The organism is Methylobacterium fujisawaense, from assembly GCF_014138435.1.
Taxonomy (GTDB): Bacteria; Pseudomonadota; Alphaproteobacteria; order Rhizobiales; family Beijerinckiaceae; genus Methylobacterium; species Methylobacterium fujisawaense.
This window is the reverse complement of record NZ_JACJIM010000001.1, coordinates 561,560-587,415: the sequence shown is the minus strand read 5'-3', so window position 1 is coordinate 587,415 and position 25,856 is coordinate 561,560. Positions and strand designations below refer to the sequence as shown.

Below are 25,856 nucleotides of genomic sequence, written 5' to 3'. Positions count from 1 at the left end.
TCGGCACCTGTGTGATCGGGGGCCGACAGCGGCGGCGGAGCGCGACAAGCCCCCTCTCCCGTGCGGGAGAGGGTTGGGGTGAGGGACCAGGTCCTTCCGGAGAAGTCGCATCCCTCACCCTGTCCCTCTCCCGCACGGGAGAGGGGACCCGCGCCTGGTCCGGAACCCCTCGCCCGGGGTGCCGCGGACAGCCGCGCGCACCGCTCCGGACCGTGGCATCGCCGCTGGCGCTCCCGGGGGCTTATCGTGCTATGGCCGTGACAACTGACTCGCGGGGGCACGCGGGGCACGGCGGCACGGTGATGGCGCGGCCTCGCGGAGAGATGGTGCGGAACAGGACCATTGCGTGATCTTCTGACCGCGCTGGCGTGCGCCGTCATCCTGGTTCTCGTGGCGGCGCTCGCCGTTCCGCCCTTCGTCGACTGGCAGGCCCATCGCGCGCTCGTCGACCGGGCGCTCGCCCGGTCCCTCGGCGTCCCGGTCCGGACCGACGGCCGGATCGAGGTCCGGCTGCTGCCCTCGCCGCGGCTGCGCGTGGACCGCCTGCATCTCGGCGCCGATCCGGACCGGCCGAGCCTGGACGCCCGGTTCGTCAAGGCCGAGATCGCCCTCGCGCCGCTCCTGAAGGGCGAGTTCCGTTTCACCGAGACCCGGATCGGCCGGGCCGAGATCAAGCTCCCGGTCGCCGGCCCCGACGCCCTGAAGCTGCCGGCCGATTTCGGTGGCGCCCTGCGCGACCGCGACCTCGCGATCGAGAACCTGCAGATCCAGCAGTTCCTGGTCACCACGCAGGTGCCCGCCACCGGGCGGACCGACCAGCTCTACGTCCAGGACCTGCACCTGCAGGCGCCGGCCCTGGTCGGCCCCTGGCGGGTCGAGGGGACGAGCGGCGGCATCCCGTTCCGGGCGGTGAGCGGCACGCCGGGACCCGACGGGCGCCTCGCCGCCAAGATCTCCGGCGGCGGCGACGCGGCTCCGCGCTTCGAGGCGGATGCACGCTTCGGCCTCGCGCCGAGCGAAGCCGGCGGCTCCCTGGTCGAGGCCGAGGGCTCGGCGCGCCTCGTCGTCGGGCCGCCGACCCAGGCCGCGGGCGCCTACCTGCCCTTCTCGCTGGCCGGCACCTTCAAGGCCCGGGGTACGCAGGTGCGGTTCGAGGGCGTCGACCTCGCTATCGATCCCGGGGGCCGGAGCCTGCGGTTCGGCGGCACCGGCCGGCTCGATCTGCGCCAGTGGCGCGGCGGCCTGACCCTCGAGGCCCGCCGCCTCGACCTCGACGCCTTCCTGACCTCGGCGGAGGGCCAGAACCTGATCGGCCGCGGCCTGCCGCGCTCGGCCGGCAGCCTGCCGGCCATGCTCGATCTCGACCTCACGGTGGGCAGCGCCGTGCTCGGCGGCGAGGATTGGTCGAACCTCGCCCTCACCGGCACCCTGGAACGGGCCGGCGGCCTGCTGCTGCGCCGCCTGTCGGTGACGGGCCCGGCCGACGCCACCGTCGCGGCGAGCGGGCAGGTCGAGACGGCCCCGTTGCGTTTCACCGGCCCGGTGGCGCTCACCGCCCCCGATTCGGAGGCGTTGGGCCGCTATCTGCGCCGCCTCGGCGCCGAGGGGCCCCTCGTCGCGCTCCTCGACGGGCGCACGGTCGAGGCCGCCGCCGACCTGTCGGCCGCCGCCACCGGCCTGTCCCTGCGCAACCTGCGCCTCGGCCTCGGACCGGCGCGGATCACCGGCAACGCCCGCTACACCGCCGCCGAGGGCACCGAGCGCGGCCGCTTCGAGGCCCAGATCCGCGCCAGCGGCCTCGACATCGCCGGCCTGCCGCCCCTCGGGACGACGCTCGGGACCCTGCGCGACACCGACCTCGCCCTGACCCTGGAAGCGAAGGATGTCCGGTTCGGCGCCACGGGCTCCGGCACCGGGACGATCGCGGCGCGGATCCAGTCCGACGGCGCCGGCCTCACGGTCGACAGCCTCGACGTCACCGATCTCGCCGGCGCCAGCGCCCGGCTGTCCGGCCAGATCGGCGCGGACGGGACCGGCCGCGTCTCCGGACGGCTGAAGGCCCCGGCGGCGGCGCCGCTGCTCGGCCTGCTCGAGCGGGTCTGGGTGGGCGAGATCCGCCTGCTGCCCGCCGTCCTGCGGGACGCGCCCCTCGACCTCGCCGTCACCCTCGACCGGGCGGGCGGCGCGGCCGCGGCTTTGCGGACCCAGGCGCGGGGCAGCGCCGGCGGCGGCACCCTCGACCTGACCCTGGCGAGCCGCGGCACGCGGATCGAGGGCGGCACCGCCACGCTCACCGCGCCCCGGGCGGGGGCGTGGTTCGGCCGCACCGACATCGTTGGCCTCCAGCAGCCCGCCGAACTGCACGTGACGGCCGAGCGGCCGGACGGGCAGGCCCTCGCCCTGACGGCGAACGGCACGGTCGCGGGCCTCCGGCTCTCCACCGGCCGCCCGATCCTGGTCGGTCCCGACTTCGTGCCCACGGGCGGCGAAGTCCGGGCCGACACGGCCGATCTGGCGCCGTTCCTGACGCTCGCCGGCGCCGCGACCCTGGCCCCCGGCGCGTGGCCGGCCGACCTCACCGTCACGCTGTCGCGGCAGCAGGGCGAGGCCGCCGCCGCCATCGCCGGCACGGTCGCGGGTTCGGGGGTGAACGGGACGCTGCTGCGGGCGGCGGGCGGCGCCCTGCACGGCCGCCTCGCCCTCGACCGCCTGTCCGTGCCGCAGCTCGCCGCCGTCCTGGTGATCCCGCCGGGGGCGAACGGCACGTTCGGGCCGCCGACGGCCCATCCGGCCCTGTCCCTCGACGCCCGCGTCGCCAGCCTGGATCTCGGGCGCGGCCTCGTCGCCACGGAGGCGACGGCCGCCCTGAGCCTCACCGATGGGAACCTGATCCTGCGGGACCTGTCCGGCAAGCTCGCCGGGGGACGGCTCGTGGGTTCGATGACGATCGCCCGTCTCGGGGCCGGCGCCGCGGTCTCCGGCTCGGGCAGCCTCGACGGTGCGGCGCTCCCGACGCTGGCCGGCAGCCCGATCGGCGGCCGCCTGAGCGCCGATCTGCGGTTCGCCGCCACGGCCGAGACCCTGCCGGGCCTCGCCGACAGCCTCTCGGGCAGCGGCGCGCTCACCCTGACCGATCTGAGCCTGCCCGCGACCGATCCCGCGGCCCTCGGCCGGGTGCTGGCCCGGGCGGCCGAGATGGACGACCCGCTCCGCGAGGGGCGGCTCCAGGCCCTGGTCACCGAGGAACTCGCCCGGGGCGGCGGGCAGGCGCGGGGATCCGCCCGGGCCGCCGCCACCATCGTGGGCGGCGTCCTGCGGGCCGGGCCGTTCGACCTCGATCTCGGCCCGGCCCGCTGGGCCGGCACCGTCGGCTACGACCTGCGCGCCGGCCGCCTCGACGTCCGCGGCACGCTTGTGGGCGGCCCGGTCCCCCGGGGCTGGAATGCCGGCCCGCCCGCGGTCCAGTTCGGCCTGACCGGGCCCCTCGGCGCGCCGGAGCGGGTGCTGGATGTCGGCACCCTGTCGAACGGCCTCGCCGCCTTCGTGCTGCAGCGCGAGCTGGAGACGATCGAGCTGACCGAGGCCGACCAGGTGGAGCGGCAGCGCCGCCGCGCTCGGATCGAGATGGACCGGGCCCGCGCGGCGGCTCTCAAGGCCGCGGCCGAGAAGGCTGCCGCCGAGAAAGCGGCTGCGGAGAAGGCCGCCGGGGAGAAGGCCGCCGAGGAGGCGGCGAAGCGGGCCCGCAATCCGGACGAGGGGATCGCCCAACCGCCGGCTCCCGCCGAGGTCCGACCGTGAGGCCGGCCGCATCCTGAGGCAGCTCCCATCTCCGTGGGACCGGCCCCTCTGAACGCCTCAGGCGCCGCGCCCCGTCATGGCCCCGTCATCGCCGTCATGGGCCATGCGCCCGCACGGACGACGGCGCTCAAGCCTTCCCCACCGCCATGAGCGCGAAGGCGTAGATCAGCGCCACCTCCTCCAGCCGGTCGAACCGGCCGGCGGCGCCGCCATGGCCGGCCTCCATGTTGATCCGCAGGAGCACCGGCCCGCCGCCCGTCATGGTGGCGCGCAGCCGCGCGACCCACTTGGCCGGCTCCCAGTAGGTCACCCGCGGGTCGGTGAGCCCGCCGAGCGCCAGGATCGCCGGATAGTCCTTGGCGGCGACGTTGTCGTAGGGCGAGTACGACAGGATCGTCCGGAAGGCGGCCTCGCTCTCCCCCGGGTTGCCCCATTCGGGCCATTCCGGCGGGGTCAGGGGCAGCTCCGCGTCGAGCATGGTGTTGAGCACGTCGACGAAGGGCACGTCGGCGACGATCCCGGCGAACAGCTCCGGCGCGAGGTTGGCCACCGCCCCCATCAGCATCCCGCCCGCCGATCCGCCATGGGCCACGATGCGCTTCTCGGCGGTGTAGCGCGCCGCGATCAGGGCCCGGGCGCAGGCGATGAAGTCCGTGAAGGTGTTGGGCTTCTTCTCGCGCTTGCCGTCGAGGTACCAGCGCCAGCCCTTCTCGGTGCCGCCGCGGATATGGGCGATCGCGTAGACGAAGCCGCGGTCGACGAGGCTCAGCAGGTTCGTGCGGAACGCCGCCGGCATCAGCGTGCCGTAGGAGCCGTAGCCGTAGAGCAGCAGCGGCGCGCTGCCGTCGAGGACGAGATCCCGCCGGTGCAGCAGCGAGATCGGCACCTGCGCGCCGTCGGGGGCGGTGGCGAAGAGCCGCCGGGTCACGTAGGCGGCCGGATCGTGGCCGCTCGGCACCGCCTGACGCTTGCGCAGGACCCGCGTGCGGGCCGCGCAGTCGTAGTCCCAGGTCTCCGACGGGGTCGTCATCGACGCGTAGACGAAGCGGATCGTGGCCGTGTCGAAGGCGAGGCCGGCGCGCAGGCCGAGGGAATAGGCTTCCTCCTCGAAGGCGACCGTGTGCTCGGCGCCGTCGGCCAAGTCGCGCACGACGATCCGCGGCTTGGCGTTCTCGATCTCCAGACGGATCAGGTGGCCGGTGAGCAGGTGCAGGTGGCGGATCATCACCCCGGCCCGGTGCGGCACGAGGTCGGTCCAGCGGGCGCGGCCCGGATCGTCCAGCGGCGCGGTGACGATCTTGAAGTCCTCGGCGCCGTCCGCGTTGGTGCGGATGAACAGCCGGTCGCCGCGATGCTCGACCCCGTAGATCAGCAGCGGCGTGCGCGGCTCGACGAGGCGCAAGGGGGCGTCCTCCGCGTGCCGGTCGAGGAGCCGGACCTCGGAGGTCTCATGGTCGCTCACCGTCACGTCGAGGAAGGCGCCGGACTGGGTCTTGCCGATATGGACGAAGTAGCCGGCATCGGCTTCCGTGTAGACGGTCTCGTCCTCGCTCTGCCCCGTGCCGATGCGGTGCCGCATGACCTTCGCGGGCCGGTGGTTGGCGTCCACCGCCACGTACCAGAAGCTTGCCCCGTCCGCGGCCCAGACCGCCTCGCCGGAGGTCGCGTCGACCCGGTCGTCGAGATCGAGGCCGGTGGCGACGTCGCGCACCCGGATCGTGTAGAGTTCCGAGCCCTTGGTGTCGGCGCTCCAGGCGAGTCGTTGGTGGTCGTCGGAATGCACCGCGGCGGCGATCTCGAAGAACGGCAGGCCCTCGCCCTCGCGGTCGCCGTCGATGAGGATCGTCTCGTCCGGGTCCGGCCCCGTTTCGGGCACGTCGGGCGACGTGGCCGGCCGCCGGCAGATCAGCGGGTGCTGGCCGCCCGCGCGATGGCGGGTGTAGTAGGCGAAGGGCCCGTCCGGCTCCGGGACGCCGCTCTCGTCCTCCTGGATGCGCCCGCGCATCTCGGCGACCAGCTGCCGCCGCAGCTCCGTGCTCCCGGCGAGCGCCTGTTCGGCGAAGGCGTTCTCGGCCTTCAGGTAGGCGGCGATGTCGTCGGGCAGCGCCGACGGGTCCTTGAGGACCGTCTGCCAGTTCTCGGCCTTCAGCCAGGCGTAATCGTCGGTGATCTCCTGCCCGTGGACGCTGAAGCGTCGCGGCCGGACCTCGGCGACCGGCGCGCCGGACCGGTGAGCGAGCAAGCCGTGGCCGATCTCCGTCATTGTCTCTCCCGTCGGGTCCCGTCACGTTCGGGTGACGGGATGTGTCCCGCCCGGCGCCGGGATGCAAGGCACCCGGGGCGCAGGGCGGCAGGGCGAGGGCTGTGTTGCGGGGCAGAACGGCGCGGTGATCCCGGGATCTGCGTCACCCCGCCGTCCAGGGGCATCCGGGCCGGGCGCACCGCGCCCGGGGTCTGAACGCCAACGGCTCGGCCGTCCGAGCGGCAGAGGCCTTCGAGAGAGCCGCCGAGAGAGCCTCCGCGCCCCGCGGCATCGCATCCGCGGGGCGATCTCCATCCACCGTCGTCCGTTCAGCGGCTCTTCTTGTAGAGCTTGCTCGCGATCTCGAAGATCTCCTGGGGCGCGTAGTTAGGCGCGAATGCCCCGTAATTGCCGTCGAGCTCGGGGATCTTGCCACCTTCGGGCAGACCGTCCACCACTTCCAGGTTGCCGGGCGGATCGCCGGGCAGCGCCACCTCGTCGTTCGACCACACGCCCGCCGCTTCCTTGTAGTCGTCGGGGCTGAACCGGTAGAGGCGCCGGTGCGAGCCCTCCTGCAGGTATTTCTGGCATTCCGGTATCTTGTCGAGGACGATGTTCGGCGTGGGCAGCATCTTCTCGATCTCGACGCCGGTGAGCTTCTTGAGCGCCAGCGCGTAGGCGTGGGCGTGGACCGAGCCGCGCACCAGGAGATAGCCGCAGACCTCGCGACCGGTCGGGTCCGTCAGGGTCTCGTAGACGCGCAGCTTGTGCAGGCGGGCGCCGCACTCCAAGTGGAAGTTGTGCAGCAGGTCGATGATGATGTTGCCCGTGGTCGTGACCATGTCGACGTTCCACGACTGGGCGTTCGAGTTGACAGGTGTCGCGCCGCCGCCGTTCGACAGGAAGCTGCCGGCCAGCCGGATGTCCTGCATGTCGTGGAAGGGGGCCTTGGAGACGTCGACCTCCTCGGTGTCGTCACCCGGACCGTTGTTCAGCATGGCGATGCCGGTCGAGACCAGCTCGACATGCCCGAGTTCCTCCGCGAAGATGCTCGATACCAGGCTGTAGAAAGGGCGCAGCTTCGACTTGTTGCGGAAGTTGAAGCTTTGGAACATGTAGTTTCCGAGCGTCGACATCTCGCCGTATTTTCCGCCGAGCAGCTCCTGCAGGGCGGCAGCGGCGTTGGGATCGGGCTTCTTCGGCTGGGGCAGTTCAGCCTGAAGGCGGTCGAGCTTCATGAACATGCGAGCAGCTCCGTTTGCGCGGTGTGCGCAAGATGGCATCTGTTCGGGCGGATGATTGTTCCTGTCGCCTCGCAGATCGACAGGTGCGGGATCTGGCAATTACGCCAGGCGGGATTACGAATTCCGCCTCGATACGGTGGCAGCTGAGAAGCAGCCCGTCGCATATCCATCCGCACCGGCCGGCCCGCTTTCGCCCCCTGTCGGCCGTGCGGAACGCCGTCGCCGCTTCCGGGGCGCGGCCCCTTGTCGGTCAGCCGGCAGCTTCGGCTTGGATCGGGGCGCGGCCCCTGGCGCGTCGCGCCGAAGGGGGCATCCGCCTCCGACCCATGCCGGCCGCCGGGACGGCCGTCGGCCGAGCCCGAAAGCAGCCCCGCATCCGTCAACTTCGGCTCGCGGTGGAAAGCGGCCGCCAGGTGCCGTTCCACACCCGGAATTGCAGACATCACGTCCGGAGCGGACGCTTCGCCGTTCCCTTGGGAGGGTAGATCGGCCCCGATCGCCGAGGCATTCGCGATCGGGCCGGTCCCCATCACCGCCGTATCACGCGCCGGGATTACTGACGGTCGTCCAGCTCCGGCACGCCGCTGCTGCGATCGGCGTAGGCCGCTCGAAACGCCGGGCGCTCCTGCCATCGCCGCCAGAAGGCATCGAGGTGCTCGAACCGCTCGTCCAGGGGCGTGGCGCAGACGGGGAATTTCGAGAAAGCCACCGCCGTCGCCAGCGTGATGTCCGAGAAGGTCGGCGCATCCCCGCCCAACATCCAGGCGCGGCCGTCCGACAGGTGCCGGTCCACGAGCCCCGCGTGAGCCAGCGCCTCCTTGCGGCAGTGCTCACCCCAGGCCGGATTGTGCGTCAGTTCGAGCTTCGGACCCAGCCCACGGTGCAGGACGTGGAACATCGTGGTGATGCGATAGAGGATGTGGACCCAGATGCGGCTGTCCCACATCGCGTCCAGGCCCTGCGCCATCGGGGTTTCGCCCAGGATGCGGCGGCCGGGGAAGGCTTGGTCGAGGTAGCGCACGATGGCGGTCGTCTCGGACAGGATCTCGCCGTCGGCGAGGCGTAGGGTCGGCGTCTCGCCCCAGGGATTCATCTTGAGGTGTTGCCAGCCCCGCTGCTCTCCACCGGGGGCCATGTCGTAGATGACCTCATCGAACTGATCGGCGATGCCCTTCTCGTGCAGAAAGAGGCGCACGCGCTGGGGGTTGGGGAAGGCCGAGGGCGAGGAGAAGAGGCGGGGCTTGTCCGTCATCGTAGCGTCCTCCACGGGCACCTACCGTGCGTCAGGTAGGTACGGTCGGAATAGGAGCTTCACGCATCGCTTGTCAAAGCCTATCTGGCGTCAGGTAGCAGGGGGCCGAGATGAGTGGCGACACGATGCGGGACCGGATCATGGAGGCCGCGCGGCTGACCGTGCAGGATCTCGGATACAGCGGACTCAGCTTCCGTGAGCTCGCCAAAACAGTCGGGATCAAGAGCGCCAGCATCCACTACTACTTTCCGACGAAGGGTGCGTTGGTCGAGGCGATCGTGAGGCGCTACATCGATCGCTACGAGCGCTACCTCGACGAGGTCCTGAACGACGCCACGGACCGCACGACCGTGATGCGGCGGTACACCGACGTGTTCCGGGACACGTTGCTGAACGGCAACCGCATGTGCTTGGCCGGGATGCTGGCGGCGGAACGGAACGACCTCCCTGCCGAGGTCCGGACCGAAGTCGTCCGGTGGGGCGAGATGAACGAGCGCTGGATCGCGCGGGTGCTGGTCCCGGGGGAGGGGGATGCCCCCGAGGAGATCCGGCGGCGGGCGAAGGCCATCTTCGCGGCGGTATCGGGCGCGCAGATGATCGCGCACGGCCGAGACGAAGTCGCCCACTACACCGATGTCATTGCGGCTTACCGGGAGAGCGGCCTTATCCCGTGACTTGGGTCGCGTATCCTATGACCGGACGCGCCGAGAGGCCGGGGTGGGGCGTCAGCGAGTGGCAAGGCGAGGTCCGCGTCGATGCGTTGCCGTTCGAAAGCGGAGCAGCTGAGATCCACCCAAAGCGGCTATTGCCCTCCCGGCCCGAGTCGGACGTCCGATAGATCTCCGATCTCCCGAGGAGCTGTTCGTCGGCCGTGCGACGAACCCGGCGGGGTGCGCGGGCGGCATCACGCGGCACAACAAGGGTGAACGGCGTCACCTTTGTCCGCGAAGGCGTGGGTGGAGCCTCGCTGCGCGTTTGCCCTGGCCGCGATCAAAAGCTGTAACCGACACGCAGTCGCATCTGATGACGGTCGAAGCTGGACAAATCGAGCGGACCGGGCTCACCCGCCGACTGCCCGGCGATCTGGAAGCTCCAGGTGAATGAGGCCCAGGCATGCGGCGACAGGGTCACATAGGCCGTAGGCCCGAGATACGCGGCCTGACCCGCGAGCCGGTCCAGCGTCAGGCCATCATAGGTCCAGGCATAACGGACCTCGCCGCCGAGGAAGTAACCCGGTTGCACGCGGTAGGCCAAGGCGCCGGCGACCTCGACGCCTGACCCAGCCACGCGCGCGTCCGTCGCGTTCATCCGGACCGATGAGAATGCGAAGCCGACGTTGACCGCAGCGATCAGCATGTCAGGGATGACCTCGCGGTCGGCCAAAAGCCCGACCTCGGTGCCGAAGCTGCTGGCCGGTGCGCCTGATCCCCCGTCTACGGTCCCGTATCCCGGCACGAGGTTGAGGGTCAGGCCGAAGGGCGCGGTGCGGCGGTCCAGCAGACGCAGACGGGTTTCGAGGAAGCCGCCGTTGAACCCGCCCGTGGTCCGGGTCGGGTCGCCGGGCACGCCGATATCGTAGGCGTTGAAGGTGATCCCCGGCGCCAGGCGGAAGTCGCGGGTGAGTGGGACCTTCAGAGCGAGCCCGCTGTCGACGGCCAGGAAACGGCCCAGGCGCTTGCCCAGGCGCCCGCTCGTCTCCCATTCCAGCTCGACTTCCCCGGGTACGCCGAGGTCGCTGCCTTCCGTGAACCCGAACAGATGCTCGCTGTCGAGGTCGCCGGGCGTCAGGTTCTCGGCGGCGGTGGGAAGGGTCTGCGCAAGCGCCGGTGCCGTGAGCTGCCCGAGCATCACCGCGAGCCCGCACAGGAGGGGGCCTGACACCGGCGACCGATGTCGGGCGGACGTCTGCCGCATAGCCATGACCCATCATTATAGCCTGTGCTATACGTATTAGGCGTTGCGATGACGGGCCGTCAACAACCAAGGCTTACGGAGAGGGGCGGCCCGGCTCACGTGCCTTGCCGCCGTCCGATGCCTTTCACTCAGGCGGTCCCGGACAGGCGCGAGGTTCGTCGGCCGGGGGGAGCGCGACGTCTGCTGCGCCGGCGGGATTGCCGAACGCGGACCGATTCTCAGTGGCCCGGCGCGAAGCTCTTCACGGACAGGAGATCGAGGGGCCGGATGTCGGGCGGGCTCTCCAGCATGTCGTGCTGCAGCGTTCGCAATGATTTGACGATCTGACCGTGGATGTGATCCTCCCGTCCCTCATGACTGAGGAACGTGTCGTAGATGCCGAAGGTCAGGTCGTCGATCTGGAAGGCGTACCAGGTTATCGTGCCCGCCTCATCCTCGGCGAATTGCTGCATGTCATGCAGCCACGTTTCCAGCTGCTCCTTCGTCTCCGGCTTTGCCTTGAGCGTGACCAGAAGGCCGACGTTGCGGGGTGAGGTGCGCAGCGTAACCGGGCCCGCGCTGCGCCGAGCCGACGCCTGGGCCGCGCCAACCTTGAAGGCCGCGCCGGGATGATCGTCGCGCAGGCGGCTCTGACCGTAGACCCGCTCCCGGGCTGTCTGAGGACGGGCGGGTCGATCCTCCGGGATCAGGCCGCGGCGCCGAAGCTCCGGGGTGATCAGATCCCGGAAATCTTCGAACGTGCCGTAATTCGTCACCCGGGCGATGTTGAATCCATCGACGTCGGCGACGTCGAGCCATTCTTCCAGATGATCGACGATCGTCCTGGGGGACCCGACACAGCTCGCGCTCATCCCGCCCACGCAGAGCCACTCGGCGAGCCGCCGCGGCGTCCAGACGAGTTCGCTGTCCACGCGCGTCAGCATATCGCTGAAGGCCCGGATGCCGTCCCCCTGGAACTGATCGAGGGGCTTGTCCGGATCCGCGCCGGAGAGGTCGATGCCGGTCCAGCCGCCCCAGAGCGCCAGGGCCGCATCGACCTGCGCGCGCGACTTGATCAACGCGAGCTTCTCCTGGGCGGCTGCATCGGTCTCCGCCACGATCGGCGTCAGCATGATGATGATCTTCAGGCTGCGCGGATCGCGGCCCTGCTCCGCCGCCAGCATCCGATACTGATCGACGACGGTGCGAGTGTCCTTGGGATTGGTGCCGATGAGGAAGACCGCCTCGGCGTGGCGCGCGGCGAACTTCCGTCCCCGGGCGGAGGCGCCGGCCTGGAACAGGAAGGGCGTGCGCTGCGGGGAGGGCTCGCACAGATGTGCGCCCGGGACCTTGTAGTATTTGCCCGCGTGCCGAATGTCGTGAACCTTGGAGGGGTCGGTGTAGAGGCCGGTCTCGACATCGCGCCGCACCGCGTCGTCCTCCCAGGAGCCTTCCCACAATTTGTAGCAGACTTCCATGAACTCGTCGGCCATGTTGTAGCGCTCGTCATGGGCGATTTGCGTGTCGAGTCCGAGATTGACGGCCGCACTCTGCTGGTAAGACGTCACGATATTCCAGGCGACACGACCTTTCGTCAGATGATCCAAGGTGGTCATCGTCTTCGCGAACTTGTAGGGCAGCTCGTAGGTCAGCGAGACGGTGGCCCCGAAGCTCAGATGGGTCGTGGCTGCCGACATGGCCGCGATGGTCATGAGCGGATCGCCGACCGGCGCCTGCGCGGCCGTACGCAGCGCCGCATCGCGGTTGCCGCCATAGACATCGTAGAAGCCGAGAACGTCGGCGATGAAGAGCGCATCGAAACCGCCCTGCTCCAGCACGCGGGCCAGCTCGATCCAGTATTCGATATCCTTGTAATTGTGCGTCTGGTCTCCCGGATACCGCCACATGCCCGGGTTCTGATGGACGACGCAGTGCATGTCGAAGGCACTGAGGAAGATGTGCGGTCGCGTCGGTCGCTGATCGATCAGCATAACTCTATCCATCGGCCGGAAGGAGGGCGGTGTCGCGGACGGAAGCCGCGCGCGTGTTTGAGGCGGGCCTTGCGACGCTAGATCTTGGACGCGAGGATCGAGATGGCCCGAAAGTCTGGCGGGCCGACGAGGATTTCCTCGCCGATGCGGCTCAGCAAGCGGCCGACCTCCCCATCCAGATGGGACTTGCGCGCGTCCTCGTCGAAGAACGTGTCGAAGATGCCGAAGCGCGTCTCCGAGATGCGGTAGGCGTACCACGTCGCGGTGCCGCCCTCGCGGATGGCGGTCGTGAAGGCGGCGTGGAGCGTCTGCGCGACCTGCTCCTGCTGCCCGTTCTTCGCCTCCAGGGTTACGACGAGACCGTGGGTCGGCCCACGATGCGCTCCGGCAGCCGAGGCGCTGTCGGAGGGAGACGCGGGTTGACGGGTCATGGCGTGGCCCTCCGGCAAGGCTATCGTGCGTGTGCGATCACAATCGACTGGTCTCTGAGTGAGATCGTTTCGCAGTAAGTCCGATTTGATCGGCCTTCCGCTTCTTACATTAGGGAAAGTATTGCAATACGGGCCGCGTCATTAAGATTTAAATTTTGCATGTCAGCGGGTGGGATAAAAGACTGCTCTTCAAACGGCCACGGGGGCAAAAGAACGTGCTACGCCGCTGTCGGGCGGGTGCGACCATGCGGATTCCTGCGCCGGTCCCGCAGGCGCCACCCGCGTCGGGCATCGCGACAGCCGGCTCGGGGTGGCGGGCTGGCCGTCGCGACGCCGGGATGGGTGGGGCGGTTGTCGAACCGAGGCCTGCCCGCCGACCAGCCGAGACGGGTGGCTGTCGTGTGGGCCTGCGTCCCGTCTCACGGGGCAAGCGAAGCGCCCCGAACCGAGCCAGGACCTCACGGACGGCTCGGGAAGGGATGACGGGCCGGCTCAGAGCCGACTGATACCTTCGGATCGTGTTCGGCTAGATGCGGACGATGGAAATCCATCCGGCGCGGACTTCCTGCCTCCGGCACTTTCGACCGCATGATACGGCCTCGATTACGCCAAATGTCGGTCCCGATCAGGAAGATGACACGCGATTATCGTGTCGTAAAATTTAGTATTGATATTTGATATTTTCATTCGCATTTTGATATTTTAAGGAAAAATTTAAGATCGATCGCTATTTTCATCGGTGTAGATGTCGGGGCTGCGCTCGGGCCATGAGAATTTGGTTCTCCAGACTTTCGATCAAGCACCGCCTTGTCGGCGTCCTGGGCCTGCTCATCGGCTGTCTGCTTCTCGTCGACGGCCTGGGTCTCCACGCGGTCGGCACCCTCGCCGATGACCAAGCCCACCTCGGCACCAACACGTTGCCGAGCGTCCGATATGCCGGCGAACTGCGCGGCGACGTCATCGATGTGCGCGTCAGCGTCGTCAACCACATCCTCTACACCGACGCTGCCCGCATGCAGGCCGAGGAGGCCGCCCTGTCAAAGAAGACAGAGGCCACGGCCGCGGCGATGCGCAACTTCGCGCCGCTGATCGGCGACGCGCGCGAGCGTGAACTCTTCGACGGGTTCCGCCGTGAATGGCAGAGCTATCTCGCGGCGATCCCCGCCGTGCTGGAATACTCGCGGACCGGGCATAAGGACTTGGCGCTGCGCGAGAGCCTCGTCGGCGTCCGCCCGCACATCAAGGCGGCCTCCCAGGCTCTCGAAGAGATCGTAGCCCTCAACAATGCCAAGGGCGAGAACGCCGTGGCGCAGGGGGTTGCGACCGCGTCCAAGGCCAAGCGGCTCATGCTCGCCATCGGCGCCTTGGCGCTCGTGGTCGCCACCATCCTCGGAACCCTGATCGTGCGGAGCATCGCCGCCCGTGTCCGGGCCGTGCTGGAACCGATGCGGCAGTTGGCGGCTGGGGATCTCGCCGTCGCGATCCCGCACCAGGGCGAGGCGAACGAGATCGGCCAGATCGCCGACGCCGTGCAGGTGTTCAAGGAGGCCGGGATCGAGGCTCGGCGGCTGGCCGCGCTGCAGGCCGAGGCCGATGCCGCCAAGATGCGCCGGGCCGAACTCCTCGACCGCATCACGCGTGATTTCGAGCGGGAGGCGGGTGCGCTCACGGGCGAGCTGACCGCGGCTGCAACCGAGATGGAGGCGACCGCCGCATCGATGACGGAGATCGCAGCGCAGACCAATACGCTCGCAGTCAGCGTCGCGGTTGCCGCCGAACAAACGTCCGGCAACGTGCAGCAGGTTGCGAGCGCGACCGACGAGATGGCGGCCTCCGTCCAGGAGATCAGCGGACAGGTGACGCATTCGGTCGCGATCGCCGGCACGGCCATCGCGCGCGCCCAGGAGACGGGCACCATCATTCAGGAGCTGTCCGACAGTGCCGACCGGATCGGCGTTGCGGCGGGCCTGATCTCGGGCGTGGCGAGCCAGACCAATCTGCTCGCCCTCAACGCCACCATCGAGGCGGCCCGCGCGGGGGAGGCCGGGCGCGGCTTCGCCGTGGTGGCCGCGGAGGTCAAGACACTGGCCGAGCAGACAGCCCGGGCGACGCAAGAGATCAGCGCCCGGATCGGTGCGATCCAGTCCGCCACGCGCGGCGCGGTCGAGGCGGTCCAGGGCGTGAGCCGCACGATCGACGACATGTCCGGCATCGCCACCCACATCGCCTCGGCGATCGAGGAACAGGGCGCGGCCACGCGCGAGATCGCGCGGAACGTCCAGGAGGCCGCACACGGGACCCGGCAGGTCACGGATCACATCGGATCGGTGCGCGAGGGCGCCGGCGAAACAGGATCGGCTGCGACGCAGGTTCTCGGTGCCGCGCGCACCCTCGCCGTCCGGTCCGATGGGCTGAGCCGAGCCGTCCGCAAATTCCTGGACGAGGTCCGCGCCGCTTAGTGGGGGAGGGGCCGCGGGGATCGACGCCCGTCTGCCACGCCGATGCCGGTCCACCTCAGACGCCCTGGCACGCCCCGCCGTCTCAACCGTCCCGCGGCAGGGGGAGGCCGGTAAGGCGGCTGTGATCGTTCGCCCAAACGGTATCCTGCGGTCAGGCGCGACCTCCAGGCGGCTCTCCTGGGGCATATGTCGGCCTTCGACGCCCTCGACCGGGTGGTGCGGACGTTCCGTCGCCACGGCATCGCGCTCCCTGTGGTCGGCATGAACGCGGCGACGGCAAGCCGGGTCGAGCGGATCGGCCCGCACGGCAAGCCCGGGGCGGCCTGCGCGGTCGGCGGCCCTTGATCCGACCGAAGGCCATCCGCGCGCGGGCTGACGGTTCGTGAGGATGGTCGCCCGGCGCGCTGCTTACGGTAATCGGATCGCTCCCGGTCCCGAGAGGGCATTCGGCGCACGATTCCTGTCCGGCTTCCGGGAGATGGCCACAGCGTCCAGAACGCGGCGATCCGTCGGTCTGTCTGCGAGAGCGGCTTGGAAGGGGGCGCGGGCACTTGCCTGCCCTAGGCCGACATGCTCCCAATCACCGGTCGCAGACGTCCACGATCAAGACGCCCTCGATCCGACTGGCTGTCGGGGGCGGAAGACTGGCCTTGTCGTTGTAGAGGGAGGCCGCATGGCAGATCTCACGCGAAATAAGGCAAACGTGATCGCGTTCTACGAGCTGATGTTCAATGAGTGCCGTCCACGTGAAGCAATCGAGCGGTATGCCGGCGACGCTTACATCCAGCACAACCCGCATGTGGCCACGGGCAAAGACGGCTTCATCGCCTATTTCGAGCGCATGGCGCGTGAGTGGCCGGGGAAGCGGGTGTCGGTGAAGCGGGCAATCGCCGAGGGCGATATGGTCGTGCTGCATTGCCATCAGCACTGGCCGGGCGACCACGATTACGCGGCCGTGGACCTTTTCCGTCTCGATGAGAACGGCCGGATCGTAGAGCACTGGGACGTGCTGCAGATCCTGCCAGAGGCCTCAGCCAACCCCAACGGGATGTTTTGAACGGCGACACTCGCCTCCGCATCGGCGTGCCGCACGATTCGAGGCCGGCATGCGGGCGCGTCGCGCGGGCGCTGCGGCGGGTCGTGAGCGGATGGGTGGCCTCGTCCGCTTCCGCACAAGGCTGCGTGGGGGCGGACGGGCAGGCCCCCCCCCCTGGCTGTCGATCCAGGGGGCTGGTTCGGGTATGAGCCTCGCGACCGGGGCGGTGACATCAGCCCCGGTCGCGATCGGCGGGTCCTGTGGCGCTGGGATGCGTGCCAGGGCCCGCCGCCCTTGAGGCTCGTTGGCTACGGCTTGTTGGCTGGGGCCGGGTTGGTCGTCGTCGCCGGAGGCGCCGGGTTTGCCGGTGCGGTGCTGGCAGGCGGCGGAGGAGGCGGGGGGGGCTCGGCCTTCTTCTCGTCTTTGCAGGCCGTGAGCGCGAGCAGGCCGACGAGCGGCAGCAGATAGCCAATACGCATGAGCGTTCCTCCTGTTTGGACCGGGTAGGCGGTAAGGAACGTCACCCGACCGCTGTTCGATCCGGCGCGCGGTGATCCCGGCCCCGCGCCTGATGCCGGTTCATCATGGGGATGGTCGCGGCTCGCCACGGCCACTGGTCTGATTTGGATGTCCCGCGAGACCATCCGGAACAATTCTCTCACCCCGTTCCATCATCGCAGACCGTCAAATCGGGACGGCACGGAGCGGGGATCGCGAGATTCTGCTTCGGGCCGGAAACAGGCGCGGCGACGATGTCCGCGGCCCTGAATTCTTGCCCGAAGGCGGACCGGGGGAAACCCACCCCGAGCGGTCGCTCCGTTCCCCACCCATGGGGGCCTAGGGAAGGCTGTCATGCCTTCCCGGGAGCAGCGCGCCTCGCCCTGGTCCCGAGCAATCCGGTTCAGGTGGATGGGCGCTTCAACGGTCTTCGGCGCTCTTCATGCGCAGGCGCCGACGCGTTATACGGCAGCGCTTGAGGTCTGATGTGTTCAGGACGTGCCCAGGTGCCGGACTATGAGGAAGAAGCCCGCATCATTCGCGAGCTGACGCGGGCGGGCGCCGGACCAGACCCTTTCTCGTCGGCCGTTCGCGCCACGCGCATGCCGATGCTCATCACCGACCCGCGACAAGACGACAACCCGATCGTCTTCGCCAACGCGGCCTTCACGCGGCTGACGGGCTATGGACGCGACGCCATCATCGGGCGGAACTGCCGCTTCCTGCAGGGACCTGCGACCGACCGGGCGGACGTCGCGCGCTTGAGGAGCGCGATCGACAGCAGGACGCCGATCGAACTCGACCTCCTGAACTATAAGAAGGACGGCTCGACATTCTGGAACCGCCTCCTCGTCTCTCCCGTGTTCGGGGAAGACGGTCAGCTCACCTACTTCTTTGCGTCCCAGTTCGATGTCACCCTGGAGCGTGAACGTCTGGTTCGCCTCCAGCGCGACCGCCTTGATCTGGAGGCGGAGGTCGCGCGGCGCAATGTCGAGTTGCAGGCGAGCGAGGAGCGCCTGCGCTTTGCCCTCGAGGCGGGGCAGCTTGGAAGCTGGAGCATCAACCTCGACACGGGGCATCTGACAGCGTCCGACAGCTGCAAGGCGATCTGCGGACGCCAGCCCGACGAGCCGCTGAGTCTCGAAGAACTGCGCGCCTCCATCCACCCGGACGATCGTGCGGTCCAGCAGGACGCGATCGAGCAGGCGATCGCGAACCGGTCGCTTCTCGACGCCGAGTATCGCCTGACGACGCCCGCCGGTCAGGAGCGATGGGTCCAGATTCGGGGTAAGGCGCATTACCGGGCCGACGGGACGCCGATCCTGATCACGGGAACATCGCAGGACATCACGGACCGTCGGGCGGTTCAGAGCCATCGCGCGCTGCTGACCCGCGAACTCCACCATCGCATGCAGAACACGCTGGCCTCGCTGCAAGCCGTCGTCTCGCAGACCATGCGGCGCGCCAACTCGCTGCAGGACGCCGCCGCGACGCTGACGGCGCGCATCCAGGCGATGTCGGCCGCCAATACCCTTCTGATCACGGAGGATTTCGGCAGCGTCTCGATGCAGGGCCTCATCATGCGTTCGCTCGCTCCCTTCGGGGTCGAAGACGGCGACCGCTTTCAGCTCTCGGGACCGGATCTGCGCCTGCCCCCACAGGTTGTCGTCGCCTACGCCCTGGCACTCCATGAGCTGGCGACCAACTCGACCAAGTACGGCGCGTTGTCTGTCGCCGCGGGTGTGGTCGACGTGGCGTGGAGCGTTCAGGGCGGGAAGGAGCCTCCGCTCCTCCATATTCGCTGGCAGGAGCGCGGAGGTCCCCCGGTCGTTGCCCCGCGGCAGACGAGCTTCGGAACCCAGCTGATCAAGCGCGTTTTGGCCACGGAGATCGGTGGGCGGGTCGATATCGACTACCGCGCCGAGGGCGTCGTCTTCACAGCCGTCGCCCCGTTGGCGAACGCCGACCGGGATGACCGCGCTCAGACCGAATAGCGCCGTCCGCCGGCCATCCGGTTGCTGCCCCGGGCGGACCGTCGTCGGCCCGAGCGACCCGGCTTTCGGTTGCGGGACCGCGGGAGCCACGCCCGACCTCGGGCGTTGCATGACGGGCCGTGGCATCGAACACGGTCGCCGGTTCGATCCCGAGGTGCCGCCATGGTCGCGATCCCCAATCCGTCGCCGGATGCGCAGGACGATCACCCCGAGGTGGAGCTGGACCGGGTGAACGACCTCCTCGCCGTCTGGGCGGCCCGCTCCGCCGCCGAGAGCGCCGCGCTCATCGAGCGGTTCGAGGCGATGGGTTACGAGGTCCGGGACAAGTCCGAGGACGAGATCGCCGAGATCCTCCATCGGGCACCGACCCGTGCCGCGCGAAAGACCGCGGCGCGATAGCTGAGAGTTGTAGGTAAAAAAACCTTGAAATTCTGATTTTTCCTGATATGGTGCGGCTTCGGCGCGTCCGCGGTGAACCATACGGAACAAAGCATGAACAAACCTTTCAAGGGTCGCCGCGTGGCTTCGGTGCAGGCGCAGCCGCGCGGCGCCGGACCTGGGGATCTGCCGGCGGATGCGTGCCGCCTTCTGGCGCGACTGGGCGAGGCGGGCGCCGATGCGCGGCCCGATCCCCTGGTTGAGGATGCACTGGTGATCCGGCGCGGCGGCGGCGGTGTCTCGGTGGGGGGCGGGCGCTTCGCGGCCGCGGCCGGCCGGGCTCTGGCCGCGGCCGATCTGGCGACGTGGAACGAGGCCGGCACGCGGCTGACGATCACGGAGGCCGGGCGGGCGCGCCTGCGCCGGCAGGCCATGCCGGGCGATCTGGCCTTCGCGGCCCAGCACCACGACCTCGCCGTCGTGGAGGGGGGTGGTGCGGAGCCGACCCTCCGCAACGCTGCCGAGAACCCCCTGGCCTGGATGGTGCGCCGACGCGACCGGGACGGCACGCCGCTCATCGACGCGGCGGCGTTCGAGGCCGGCGAGCGGCTGCGGCGGGACATGACCGCCGCCGCGTTGCTGCCGCGCATGGGCTCGGATTTCGGGGCCCCCCGGGTCGATGGCGGCGGTCCCCGCGACCCGGCCAGCGCGGCCGACCACGTGATCGCGGCCCGGCAACGGGTGCGCGGGGCCCTCGATGCGGTCGGGAGCGACCTGTCGGGCCTGCTGATCGACCTCTGCGGCTTCCTCAAGGGCCTGGAGCGGATCGAGGCCGAGCGGCGCTGGCCGGCCCGCTCGGCCAAGGTCGTGGCCCGCATCGCCCTGGGGCGGCTGGCCGAGCATTACGGGCTGGAGCGGGAGGCGACGGGGCCCGATCGGGGCCGACTGCGCCTCTGGCGGGGGTGAGGCCCCTCAGGCCCCGGCGGCGAGCCGGACCGCGTCGCGGTGGATGCGTTCCGCCATCGCCCGCACGCCGTTGGAGCGCTTCGAGGTCACGTGGGCGCCGAAGCGGAGCTGCCGGAACAGGTCGAGGCCGTCGGTCTCGGCGGCCTCCCGGGGCGTCTTGCCGGTGTAGAGCGCCACCATCAGCGCCACGAAGCCGCGGACGATGAACGAATCGCTGAAGCCGTGGAGGACGAGGCGCGGCGTGCCGTCGGACGGCTCCGCCTTCGTGTCGATCCAGACCTGGCTCTCGCAGCCATGGACGCGGTTCGCCTCGGTCCGCTCCGACTCGGGCATCGGCGGCAGGGCGCGGCCCAGCTCAATCAGATACTCAAGCCGCATGTCGTCGTCTTCGACGATCTCGAAATTCTCGATGATGGTGTCGATCGGAGGAAGCATGCTCGGCCGGGTCCGGTAGGGTCCACGCCGCTATAGGCCGACCGCGCCGTCATGGCGACGGGGCCCGGCGACGCGGTCGCTCATTGCGCGGCGGGGCGGGTCGGCGGCAGGGTCAGCCACAGGGGATCGCCCGGGCTGGCATCGCCCGACACGCTGATCTCGGCCTGTGCCGCGTAGGCGGCGATGAGGCGGGGGCCGAGCTTCGGGACGTTCGACCGGCCGGAATCGGCCATCTCGCTCACCCCGGAGACGATCGACAGGCGCGCCGGGAGGCCGGACTCGATGTCGATGGCGATGGAGCAGGCGACGTGCTCGGCCGTGGCGTCCAGGCACTCGGCGACGATCTCGGCGACGATCATGCCGAGGGCGTTGGCGGTACGCGGCTCCACGAGGCCGTTCCCCGAGCCGCCGACATGGACGCTGATCCGCCCGGCCCGCCGGAGCTGCCCGAGCCCGGAGGCGAGGCGGTGGAGGTAGTCCTTGAGGTCGATCGACGCGATGTGCGGCGCCTCATGGAGATGTTGCTGCACCAGCGCGATCGCCCGGACCCGCTGGCCCAGGGCCTCGAAGCTGCCCCGGCAGGCATCCGGCGCCGCCCGGCCGTAGAGGCCGATCAGGCTGACCATCACTTGGAGGTTGTTGCGGACCCGGTGGTAGACCTCGGCCAGCAGCGCCTCCTTCTCGGCCAGCGCGTGCTCGATATGCTCCTCCGCGTGCTTGCGGTCGGTGATGTCGAAGCAGGAGCCGAGATAGCCCTGGAACCGGCCATCCTCCATGAGGGGGCGGGCCGTGTCGAGCAGCCAGCGGTACTCGCCGTCGTGCCGCCGCAGCCGGAACTCGACGGTGAACGGCGCCCGCGCCTCGAAGGCCTCGGCGACGATCCGGGCATGCCGGTCGAAATCCTCGGGATGCAGTCCGCTGCGCCAGCCGAGCCCGAGTTCCGCCTCGAGGGGGCGTCCGGTGAATTCCAGCCAACACTCGTTGTGGTGGATCGCGTGACCGGCCTCGTCCGAGCGCCACATCATCAGGGGCACGACGTCGGCGAATCGCTTGAAGCTGTCGCTCAGGGCAGCGGCTTCCGCGGTCCCCTGTGCCGGACCCCGACCAGGATCCCCCGAGGGGCCGTTATCCGGCGGTTGTGCCGCGCCGGACCCTGGTGGCTCACCGACCATTCTGTACCCGATTCACTTTGACGAACTGCGTAAAAGGCGATGCCTGCGTGCGGATGGCGCCGGTCAACGTGTCGACCGGACGGCCGTTCCGGTCTTCCACCGCCTTCAACAGCGCACTTTCGGCGACGATAGCCGCGATACCTTTCGAGCCCGTTCCGCGCCCCGCCGCCCTGCGCGCCCGAACCGGGGCGCACGGCCGGACCGCACGCGCCGGCGAGCCGGTCGGGCAGACCGGCCATCATGCGGGAGCGACAACCTGTGAGTGACGATGAGATAACTTTAGATAGTTCGTGACGCGATGCTCTGGTTGTGTCTGATGGTGTTTGACACAACCTTGAGGGCGCCGTGCTGCCTGCCCCGATCGCGACCGTTCCCATTCTCCGCCGGAGGGGCGCCGGTGGCGACGCCAGCCGGTGGCGGATCACGCTGCGGCCCAGAGCCTTCCGCCGGGGCGCTGCCTGCTGGTGCGCCCTCGGTGGCTGCCTCCTCCTCGCCATGGCGGGCAGTGCGACCGCGCGGCCCTTCTCCGAACCGGACGACCGGAACCTCGACCGGCACGGCCATTACCGGAGCCGGGACGGATCCGAGGTCCATCAACCGGCCAAGAGCCTCGACGGCGCCAAACCGGCCGGCGCCACCGCCAAGTGCCGGGACGGGACGTGGAGCTTCAGCCATACCCATCGCGGCACCTGCTCCCGCCACGGCGGCGTCGCCCGGTGGGAAGGCTGAAGCCCAGGGCGAGCTCTGCCTTAAATCCTATCCCGGGCCAAGAATAGGAATTTGCGCTTGACACCGTCGCGCTGCCCGTGTATCAACACGGCACGGTCGAGACGTGTGCGGAGAGACGCCGATGTGGCCACCTCCTCCCAGCAGGGCGGATAGCCGCGCCGAGGCCCTGAAGCTTCTCCGACAGACCGATCTGCCGTTCGACGCGATCAGCGCCCGCCTCGGTGTCCATCCGAGCACGGTCCGCACGTGGAATGTCCGGGCCGGCTGGCTGAGACCGCGGAAGCATCGGCCCAGGCTCCTGACGGCGCGCTGGCCGGCGGCGCGTCGGGCGGCGCTGATCCGCCTGCTCTGCACCCCGGGCGCCGATCCCGGCGACGTCACCGAGATCCTGGGACTCGGCCGGCTCGATGCCGCGATGCTGGCCTCGGCCTTCGGGGCGGATCTGCCGCCGACTTTGATCCGGCGCGGCGACCCGGCGACCGATCCGGCGACCCTGCGGACGCATCTGCGCGCCCACATCCTCCGGCAGATCGCCGCCTTCGACGCGACGCTGAGCGGGGTGGGGCCGGCCGCGCGCGACTCCGCCCGGATCCTGCGCGACCTCGGCGGGCTCAAGCGGCTCCTCGACACGGTGGATGCGGACAGGGCGCGGAGCGCGGGGAAGGAGGGGGGCGATGGGAGCGAACCCGACCTGCCCGCCCTGCGCGCGGAGATCGCGCGACGCTATGCTGGCTTTGTCGGCGGCCGGACGGCTGCCTGACTTCCTCGGGACCCTGCCACAGGACCTACTCCGGGCCCTGGCCGGCGACTGGCTGCATCAGGCCCGGCCCGATCAGCTGCCGCCGCCCGAGCCCTGGACCACCTGGGCGGTGATCGGCGGCCGCGGCAGCGGCAAGACCCGCACCGGGGCCGAGTGGGTCGACGCCCTCGCCCGGGGCGATCCGGCCTTCACCGAGGACCCGGTCGGACGGATCGCGCTCGTGGGCGAGACCCATCTCGACGTGCGCGACGTGATGGTCGACGGTCCCTCGGGACTCCTCGGCCTGCCGGCGCGGGGGCGCGCCCGCCCGGTCTGGTCGCCGAGCCGCCGCCGCGTCGAGTGGAGCAACGGTGCGGTCGCGCTGGCCTTCTCGGCTGAGGAGCCGGACGCCCTGCGCGGTCCGCAATTCGGCGCCGCGTGGTGCGACGAGGCCGCCAAATGGCGCCGGCCGGACGCCGCCTTCGACATGCTGCAATTCGGCCTGCGCCTCGGCGCCCGGCCGCGCAACTGCGTGACGACGACCCCCCGGCCGGTGCCGCTGATCCGCCGCCTGCTCGCCGATCCGCGCACGGTGGTGAGCCGGGCCCGGACGCATGACAACGCCGCACATCTCGCGCCGGACTTCCTCGACCAAGTGGTCGGGCGCTACGCCGGCACCCGGCTCGGCCGTCAGGAACTCGACGGCGAGCTCATCGCCGACCGGGACGACGCCCTGTGGAACCGCGCCGCGCTGGAGGCGGGCCGGGTCGCCGCCGCGCCCGATCTCGGCCGGATCGTCGTGGCGGTGGATCCCCCGGCCGCCTCCGGGGCGCGCTCGGATGCCTGTGGGATCGTGGCGGCCGGGCGCGCGGGGGGGCACGCCTACGTCCTGGCCGATGCGAGCCTCGCCCGCGCCACCCCGCAGGCCTGGGCGGGTGCGGCGCTGGCGCTCTATCACCGGCTCCAGGCCGACGCCCTCGTGGTCGAGGTCAACCAGGGTGGCGAGATGGCCGCCGCCGTGCTCGGCCAGTGCGACCCCGCGGTGCCGGTCACGCGGGTGCACGCCACGCGCGGCAAGTATCTCCGCGCCGAGCCGGTCTCGCTGCTCTACGCTCGCGGACTGGTCCACCATGTCGGGGCGTTCCCGGCGCTGGAGGACGAACTGTGCGATTTCGGGCCGGACGGCCTGTCCGGCGGGGCCTCGCCCGACCGGCTCGACGCCCTCGTCTGGGCGCTGACGCATCTGATGCTTGGCCCGCAGGCCGAGCCGCGGATCCGGCGGCTATGACCGCGGCGGCGAGAAAACAATTCGGCGCGCTTCCGTGAGAAGCGCGCCGGAGGTGGTTCGTGGTCTCTGGAACGAACTGCATCCTGTATACACAATGTCGTGCGCCAAAGCTGTAGCTGTCCTGCCACGGCGTGCCGTCCCGTGCTGGGAATCCCCACCACAATTCTTTCCCCTTGTGCGACGGCGGCGGGTGGATCGGGCCGCGCATCCTGGGGGCACGATCCTTGCCGTCAGCTTGGGGCGCCGCAGGCGCGCCCGGCATCCAGAACCTCGGGCCCCCGGCGGGTCCTGCATTCCGGACGGTCCAGCACGGGGGGCGCCGTCACGGAGGCGCGGTCAGGGTCCGCAGGGCGGCCCGGACGTCGGCCAGGGAGCCGACCAGGGCATAGCAGGCGAAAGCGTGCGCGCCGGCGGCGGCGTGCGCCACCCGGAACCGGCAGCTCAGGCGGTTCGCTCCGGCCTCGGCGTCGACCGCGAAGCCGGGTCGCGGCGCGTCGGGCTCCTGCTCCGGCGGGCCCGGCGCCCAGACCGCCAGGGCGTGCGAGCCCTCCGGCGTCGCCAGGATCACGGGGTCCGGCCGCTCCCCCGGTTCGGGATCGAGGGGCGCGATCCCGCCGCTGGCCGGGTCGAAGCGCCAGGCCGACGAGAATTCCGCCGGCACGGCGGCGGCGAGGGGTTCGAGCCGGAGCGCTGCCGCGGCCTCGGCCAGGTCGAAGCGGGCCTGCACCTCCACGGCGTTGCCGAGGCCGGGCAGGCCGAGGGCAATCCGCTTGTGCAGGATCGGCGCGGGCAATGCCGCGGCCGCGGCGCCCGTCGGGCAGTCTGACGGGGGCTCGTCGGCGGGATCGGACGGCCCGTCCCAGGCCATGCGGGTCTCGGTCTCGGCCCAGCTCCGTCCGGCGCGCAGGGCGCGGAGACGGCGCGCGGCGGGTTCGCCGGTGGGGTCCTGCGGGGTGCCCGCCTCGCTCGCCCGGCGGCAGCCGCCTCCGGACCCGACCTCCGCCCGCGCCTGCAGGGCATCGCCCGGTTCGGTATCGGCCAGGAACGTGACGCCGTCCCAGGTCAGGGTGTCCACCGCTCCGGCGACCCGCCGGGACAGGCGCAGGCTGATCTCGGACCGGCCGAAGGTGCGCGCCAGGATCAGGGTTCCATTGGGTTCCGGCCAGAGGGGCGCGGGCCCGGGCGCATCGCCGGCCCGGGCGGGCGCGGCGAGGAGCGCCGCGACGAGGCCGCCGAAACGGGCGGCGCGGAAGCGCGCCCGGAACCGCGCCTGGGGCCGTGTGGGGAACCGGGGCTGCATCGCGTGACCAT

General features: G+C 70.4%; 21 protein-coding genes. 11 read left to right on the top strand and 10 right to left on the bottom strand.

What is annotated here, in order from left to right:
- The first annotated feature begins 342 nt into the window (after window positions 1-342).
- The gene (locus GGQ91_RS02825) at window positions 343-3,798 is read left to right on the top strand and encodes an AsmA family protein (protein ID WP_182591295.1); all 3,456 of its coding nucleotides are present in this window, start codon (window positions 343-345) and stop codon (window positions 3,796-3,798) included.
- Between the two features lie 127 nt (window positions 3,799-3,925).
- On the opposite strand, the gene GGQ91_RS02820 is transcribed toward GGQ91_RS02825, so the two are convergent.
- From GGQ91_RS02820 to GGQ91_RS02810, 3 genes are all read right to left on the bottom strand, one after another.
- On the bottom strand, window positions 3,926-6,061 hold the full coding sequence (locus GGQ91_RS02820) for a S9 family peptidase (protein WP_182591294.1): 2,136 nt from the start codon (window positions 6,059-6,061) through the stop codon (window positions 3,926-3,928).
- A gap of 308 nt (window positions 6,062-6,369) precedes the next feature.
- The gene (locus GGQ91_RS02815) at window positions 6,370-7,284 is read right to left on the bottom strand and encodes a manganese catalase family protein (protein WP_043355261.1); all 915 of its coding nucleotides are present in this window, start codon (window positions 7,282-7,284) and stop codon (window positions 6,370-6,372) included.
- Between the two features lie 553 nt (window positions 7,285-7,837).
- Window positions 7,838-8,536 (bottom strand): glutathione S-transferase family protein, encoded by a 699-nt coding sequence (locus GGQ91_RS02810; RefSeq protein WP_053609258.1) that lies wholly within the window; start codon window positions 8,534-8,536, stop codon window positions 7,838-7,840.
- 110 nt (window positions 8,537-8,646) lie between these two features.
- Between GGQ91_RS02810 and GGQ91_RS02805 the strand changes: the two genes are divergently transcribed.
- Window positions 8,647-9,210 (top strand): TetR/AcrR family transcriptional regulator, encoded by a 564-nt coding sequence (locus GGQ91_RS02805; RefSeq protein ID WP_053609257.1) that lies wholly within the window; start codon window positions 8,647-8,649, stop codon window positions 9,208-9,210.
- Window positions 9,211-9,526: 316 nt separating this feature from the next.
- Here GGQ91_RS02805 and GGQ91_RS02800 read toward each other — a convergent pair whose 3' ends face one another.
- The 3 genes from GGQ91_RS02800 to GGQ91_RS02790 all read right to left on the bottom strand — a co-directional run bounded on the left by GGQ91_RS02800 (window position 9,527) and on the right by GGQ91_RS02790 (window position 12,851).
- Window positions 9,527-10,384 (bottom strand): hypothetical protein, encoded by an 858-nt coding sequence (locus tag GGQ91_RS02800; RefSeq protein WP_236952771.1) that lies wholly within the window; start codon window positions 10,382-10,384, stop codon window positions 9,527-9,529.
- 284 nt (window positions 10,385-10,668) lie between these two features.
- Entirely contained in the window at window positions 10,669-12,420 is a 1,752-nt protein-coding gene (locus GGQ91_RS02795) for an NtaA/DmoA family FMN-dependent monooxygenase (protein WP_182591293.1), read from the bottom strand.
- Between the two features lie 77 nt (window positions 12,421-12,497).
- Window positions 12,498-12,851, bottom strand: coding sequence for a putative quinol monooxygenase (locus tag GGQ91_RS02790; protein ID WP_053609254.1), 354 nt, complete (start codon window positions 12,849-12,851; stop codon window positions 12,498-12,500).
- A 767-nt stretch (window positions 12,852-13,618) separates the two neighbouring features.
- Here GGQ91_RS02790 and GGQ91_RS02785 point away from each other — a divergent pair.
- The 3 genes from GGQ91_RS02785 (at window position 13,619) to GGQ91_RS02775 (ending at window position 16,367) form a co-directional block, all read left to right on the top strand.
- Window positions 13,619-15,310: a methyl-accepting chemotaxis protein gene (locus GGQ91_RS02785; RefSeq protein ID WP_043760102.1), complete on the top strand. Its 1,692-nt coding sequence runs from the start codon at window positions 13,619-13,621 to the stop codon at window positions 15,308-15,310.
- 186 nt (window positions 15,311-15,496) lie between these two features.
- Window positions 15,497-15,655 (top strand): STAS domain-containing protein, encoded by a 159-nt coding sequence (locus tag GGQ91_RS02780; protein WP_182591292.1) that lies wholly within the window; start codon window positions 15,497-15,499, stop codon window positions 15,653-15,655.
- 328 nt (window positions 15,656-15,983) lie between these two features.
- A complete protein-coding gene (locus tag GGQ91_RS02775; RefSeq protein ID WP_182591291.1) occupies window positions 15,984-16,367 on the top strand; it encodes a nuclear transport factor 2 family protein in 384 nt (127 codons plus the stop codon).
- Window positions 16,368-16,654: 287 nt separating this feature from the next.
- Here the strand turns inward: GGQ91_RS02775 and GGQ91_RS02770 are convergent, their stop codons facing one another.
- Window positions 16,655-16,825, bottom strand: coding sequence for a hypothetical protein (locus GGQ91_RS02770; RefSeq protein ID WP_170867482.1), 171 nt, complete (start codon window positions 16,823-16,825; stop codon window positions 16,655-16,657).
- A 525-nt stretch (window positions 16,826-17,350) separates the two neighbouring features.
- Between GGQ91_RS02770 and GGQ91_RS02765 the strand changes: the two genes are divergently transcribed.
- The 3 genes from GGQ91_RS02765 to GGQ91_RS02755 all read left to right on the top strand — a co-directional run bounded on the left by GGQ91_RS02765 (window position 17,351) and on the right by GGQ91_RS02755 (window position 20,182).
- A complete protein-coding gene (locus GGQ91_RS02765; protein WP_052083755.1) occupies window positions 17,351-18,838 on the top strand; it encodes a PAS domain-containing protein in 1,488 nt (495 codons plus the stop codon).
- A gap of 162 nt (window positions 18,839-19,000) precedes the next feature.
- A complete protein-coding gene (locus tag GGQ91_RS02760; protein ID WP_053609252.1) occupies window positions 19,001-19,237 on the top strand; it encodes a hypothetical protein in 237 nt (78 codons plus the stop codon).
- A 93-nt stretch (window positions 19,238-19,330) separates the two neighbouring features.
- Entirely contained in the window at window positions 19,331-20,182 is an 852-nt protein-coding gene (locus tag GGQ91_RS02755) for a DUF6456 domain-containing protein (RefSeq protein ID WP_182591290.1), read from the top strand.
- A 6-nt stretch (window positions 20,183-20,188) separates the two neighbouring features.
- On the opposite strand, the gene GGQ91_RS02750 is transcribed toward GGQ91_RS02755, so the two are convergent.
- Both GGQ91_RS02750 and GGQ91_RS02745 read right to left on the bottom strand, forming a co-directional pair.
- Window positions 20,189-20,617, bottom strand: coding sequence for a SufE family protein (locus GGQ91_RS02750; protein ID WP_043355266.1), 429 nt, complete (start codon window positions 20,615-20,617; stop codon window positions 20,189-20,191).
- A gap of 80 nt (window positions 20,618-20,697) precedes the next feature.
- Entirely contained in the window at window positions 20,698-21,789 is a 1,092-nt protein-coding gene (locus tag GGQ91_RS02745; RefSeq protein ID WP_170861828.1) for a sensor histidine kinase, read from the bottom strand.
- Window positions 21,790-22,134: 345 nt separating this feature from the next.
- Between GGQ91_RS02745 and GGQ91_RS28000 the strand changes: the two genes are divergently transcribed.
- The 3 genes from GGQ91_RS28000 (at window position 22,135) to GGQ91_RS02730 (ending at window position 24,545) form a co-directional block, all read left to right on the top strand.
- On the top strand, window positions 22,135-22,518 hold the full coding sequence (locus GGQ91_RS28000; protein ID WP_279900099.1) for a DUF3761 domain-containing protein: 384 nt from the start codon (window positions 22,135-22,137) through the stop codon (window positions 22,516-22,518).
- A gap of 121 nt (window positions 22,519-22,639) precedes the next feature.
- Complete coding sequence (locus tag GGQ91_RS02735) at window positions 22,640-23,278, top strand: helix-turn-helix domain-containing protein (RefSeq protein ID WP_182591289.1); 639 nt, start codon at window positions 22,640-22,642, stop codon at window positions 23,276-23,278.
- On the top strand, window positions 23,244-24,545 hold the full coding sequence (locus GGQ91_RS02730) for a DNA-packaging protein (protein ID WP_078947096.1): 1,302 nt from the start codon (window positions 23,244-23,246) through the stop codon (window positions 24,543-24,545). Before GGQ91_RS02735 ends, GGQ91_RS02730 begins: the two co-directional genes overlap by 35 nt.
- A gap of 322 nt (window positions 24,546-24,867) precedes the next feature.
- Here the strand turns inward: GGQ91_RS02730 and GGQ91_RS02725 are convergent, their stop codons facing one another.
- On the bottom strand, window positions 24,868-25,845 hold the full coding sequence (locus GGQ91_RS02725; protein ID WP_182591288.1) for a hypothetical protein: 978 nt from the start codon (window positions 25,843-25,845) through the stop codon (window positions 24,868-24,870).
- Window positions 25,846-25,856: the final 11 nt, after the last annotated feature.

Coding starts and splice junctions, on each gene's coding strand:
- GGQ91_RS02820 (WP_182591294.1), bottom strand. CDS start 6,061: ATGACGGAGATCGGCCACGGCTTGCTCGCTCACCGGTCCGGCGCGCCG.
- GGQ91_RS02815 (WP_043355261.1), bottom strand. CDS start 7,284: ATGTTCATGAAGCTCGACCGCCTTCAGGCTGAACTGCCCCAGCCGAAG.
- GGQ91_RS02810 (WP_053609258.1), bottom strand. CDS start 8,536: ATGACGGACAAGCCCCGCCTCTTCTCCTCGCCCTCGGCCTTCCCCAAC.
- GGQ91_RS02805 (WP_053609257.1), top strand. CDS start 8,647: ATGAGTGGCGACACGATGCGGGACCGGATCATGGAGGCCGCGCGGCTG.
- GGQ91_RS02800 (WP_236952771.1), bottom strand. CDS start 10,384: ATGCTCGGGCAGCTCACGGCACCGGCGCTTGCGCAGACCCTTCCCACC.
- GGQ91_RS02795 (WP_182591293.1), bottom strand. CDS start 12,420: ATGCTGATCGATCAGCGACCGACGCGACCGCACATCTTCCTCAGTGCC.
- GGQ91_RS02790 (WP_053609254.1), bottom strand. CDS start 12,851: ATGACCCGTCAACCCGCGTCTCCCTCCGACAGCGCCTCGGCTGCCGGA.
- GGQ91_RS02785 (WP_043760102.1), top strand. CDS start 13,619: ATGAGAATTTGGTTCTCCAGACTTTCGATCAAGCACCGCCTTGTCGGC.
- GGQ91_RS02780 (WP_182591292.1), top strand. CDS start 15,497: ATGTCGGCCTTCGACGCCCTCGACCGGGTGGTGCGGACGTTCCGTCGC.
- GGQ91_RS02775 (WP_182591291.1), top strand. CDS start 15,984: ATGGCAGATCTCACGCGAAATAAGGCAAACGTGATCGCGTTCTACGAG.
- GGQ91_RS02770 (WP_170867482.1), bottom strand. CDS start 16,825: ATGCGTATTGGCTATCTGCTGCCGCTCGTCGGCCTGCTCGCGCTCACG.
- GGQ91_RS02760 (WP_053609252.1), top strand. CDS start 19,001: ATGGTCGCGATCCCCAATCCGTCGCCGGATGCGCAGGACGATCACCCC.
- GGQ91_RS02755 (WP_182591290.1), top strand. CDS start 19,331: ATGAACAAACCTTTCAAGGGTCGCCGCGTGGCTTCGGTGCAGGCGCAG.
- GGQ91_RS02750 (WP_043355266.1), bottom strand. CDS start 20,617: ATGCTTCCTCCGATCGACACCATCATCGAGAATTTCGAGATCGTCGAA.
- GGQ91_RS02745 (WP_170861828.1), bottom strand. CDS start 21,789: ATGGTCGGTGAGCCACCAGGGTCCGGCGCGGCACAACCGCCGGATAAC.
- GGQ91_RS02735 (WP_182591289.1), top strand. CDS start 22,640: ATGTGGCCACCTCCTCCCAGCAGGGCGGATAGCCGCGCCGAGGCCCTG.
- GGQ91_RS02730 (WP_078947096.1), top strand. CDS start 23,244: ATGCTGGCTTTGTCGGCGGCCGGACGGCTGCCTGACTTCCTCGGGACC.
- GGQ91_RS02725 (WP_182591288.1), bottom strand. CDS start 25,845: ATGCAGCCCCGGTTCCCCACACGGCCCCAGGCGCGGTTCCGGGCGCGC.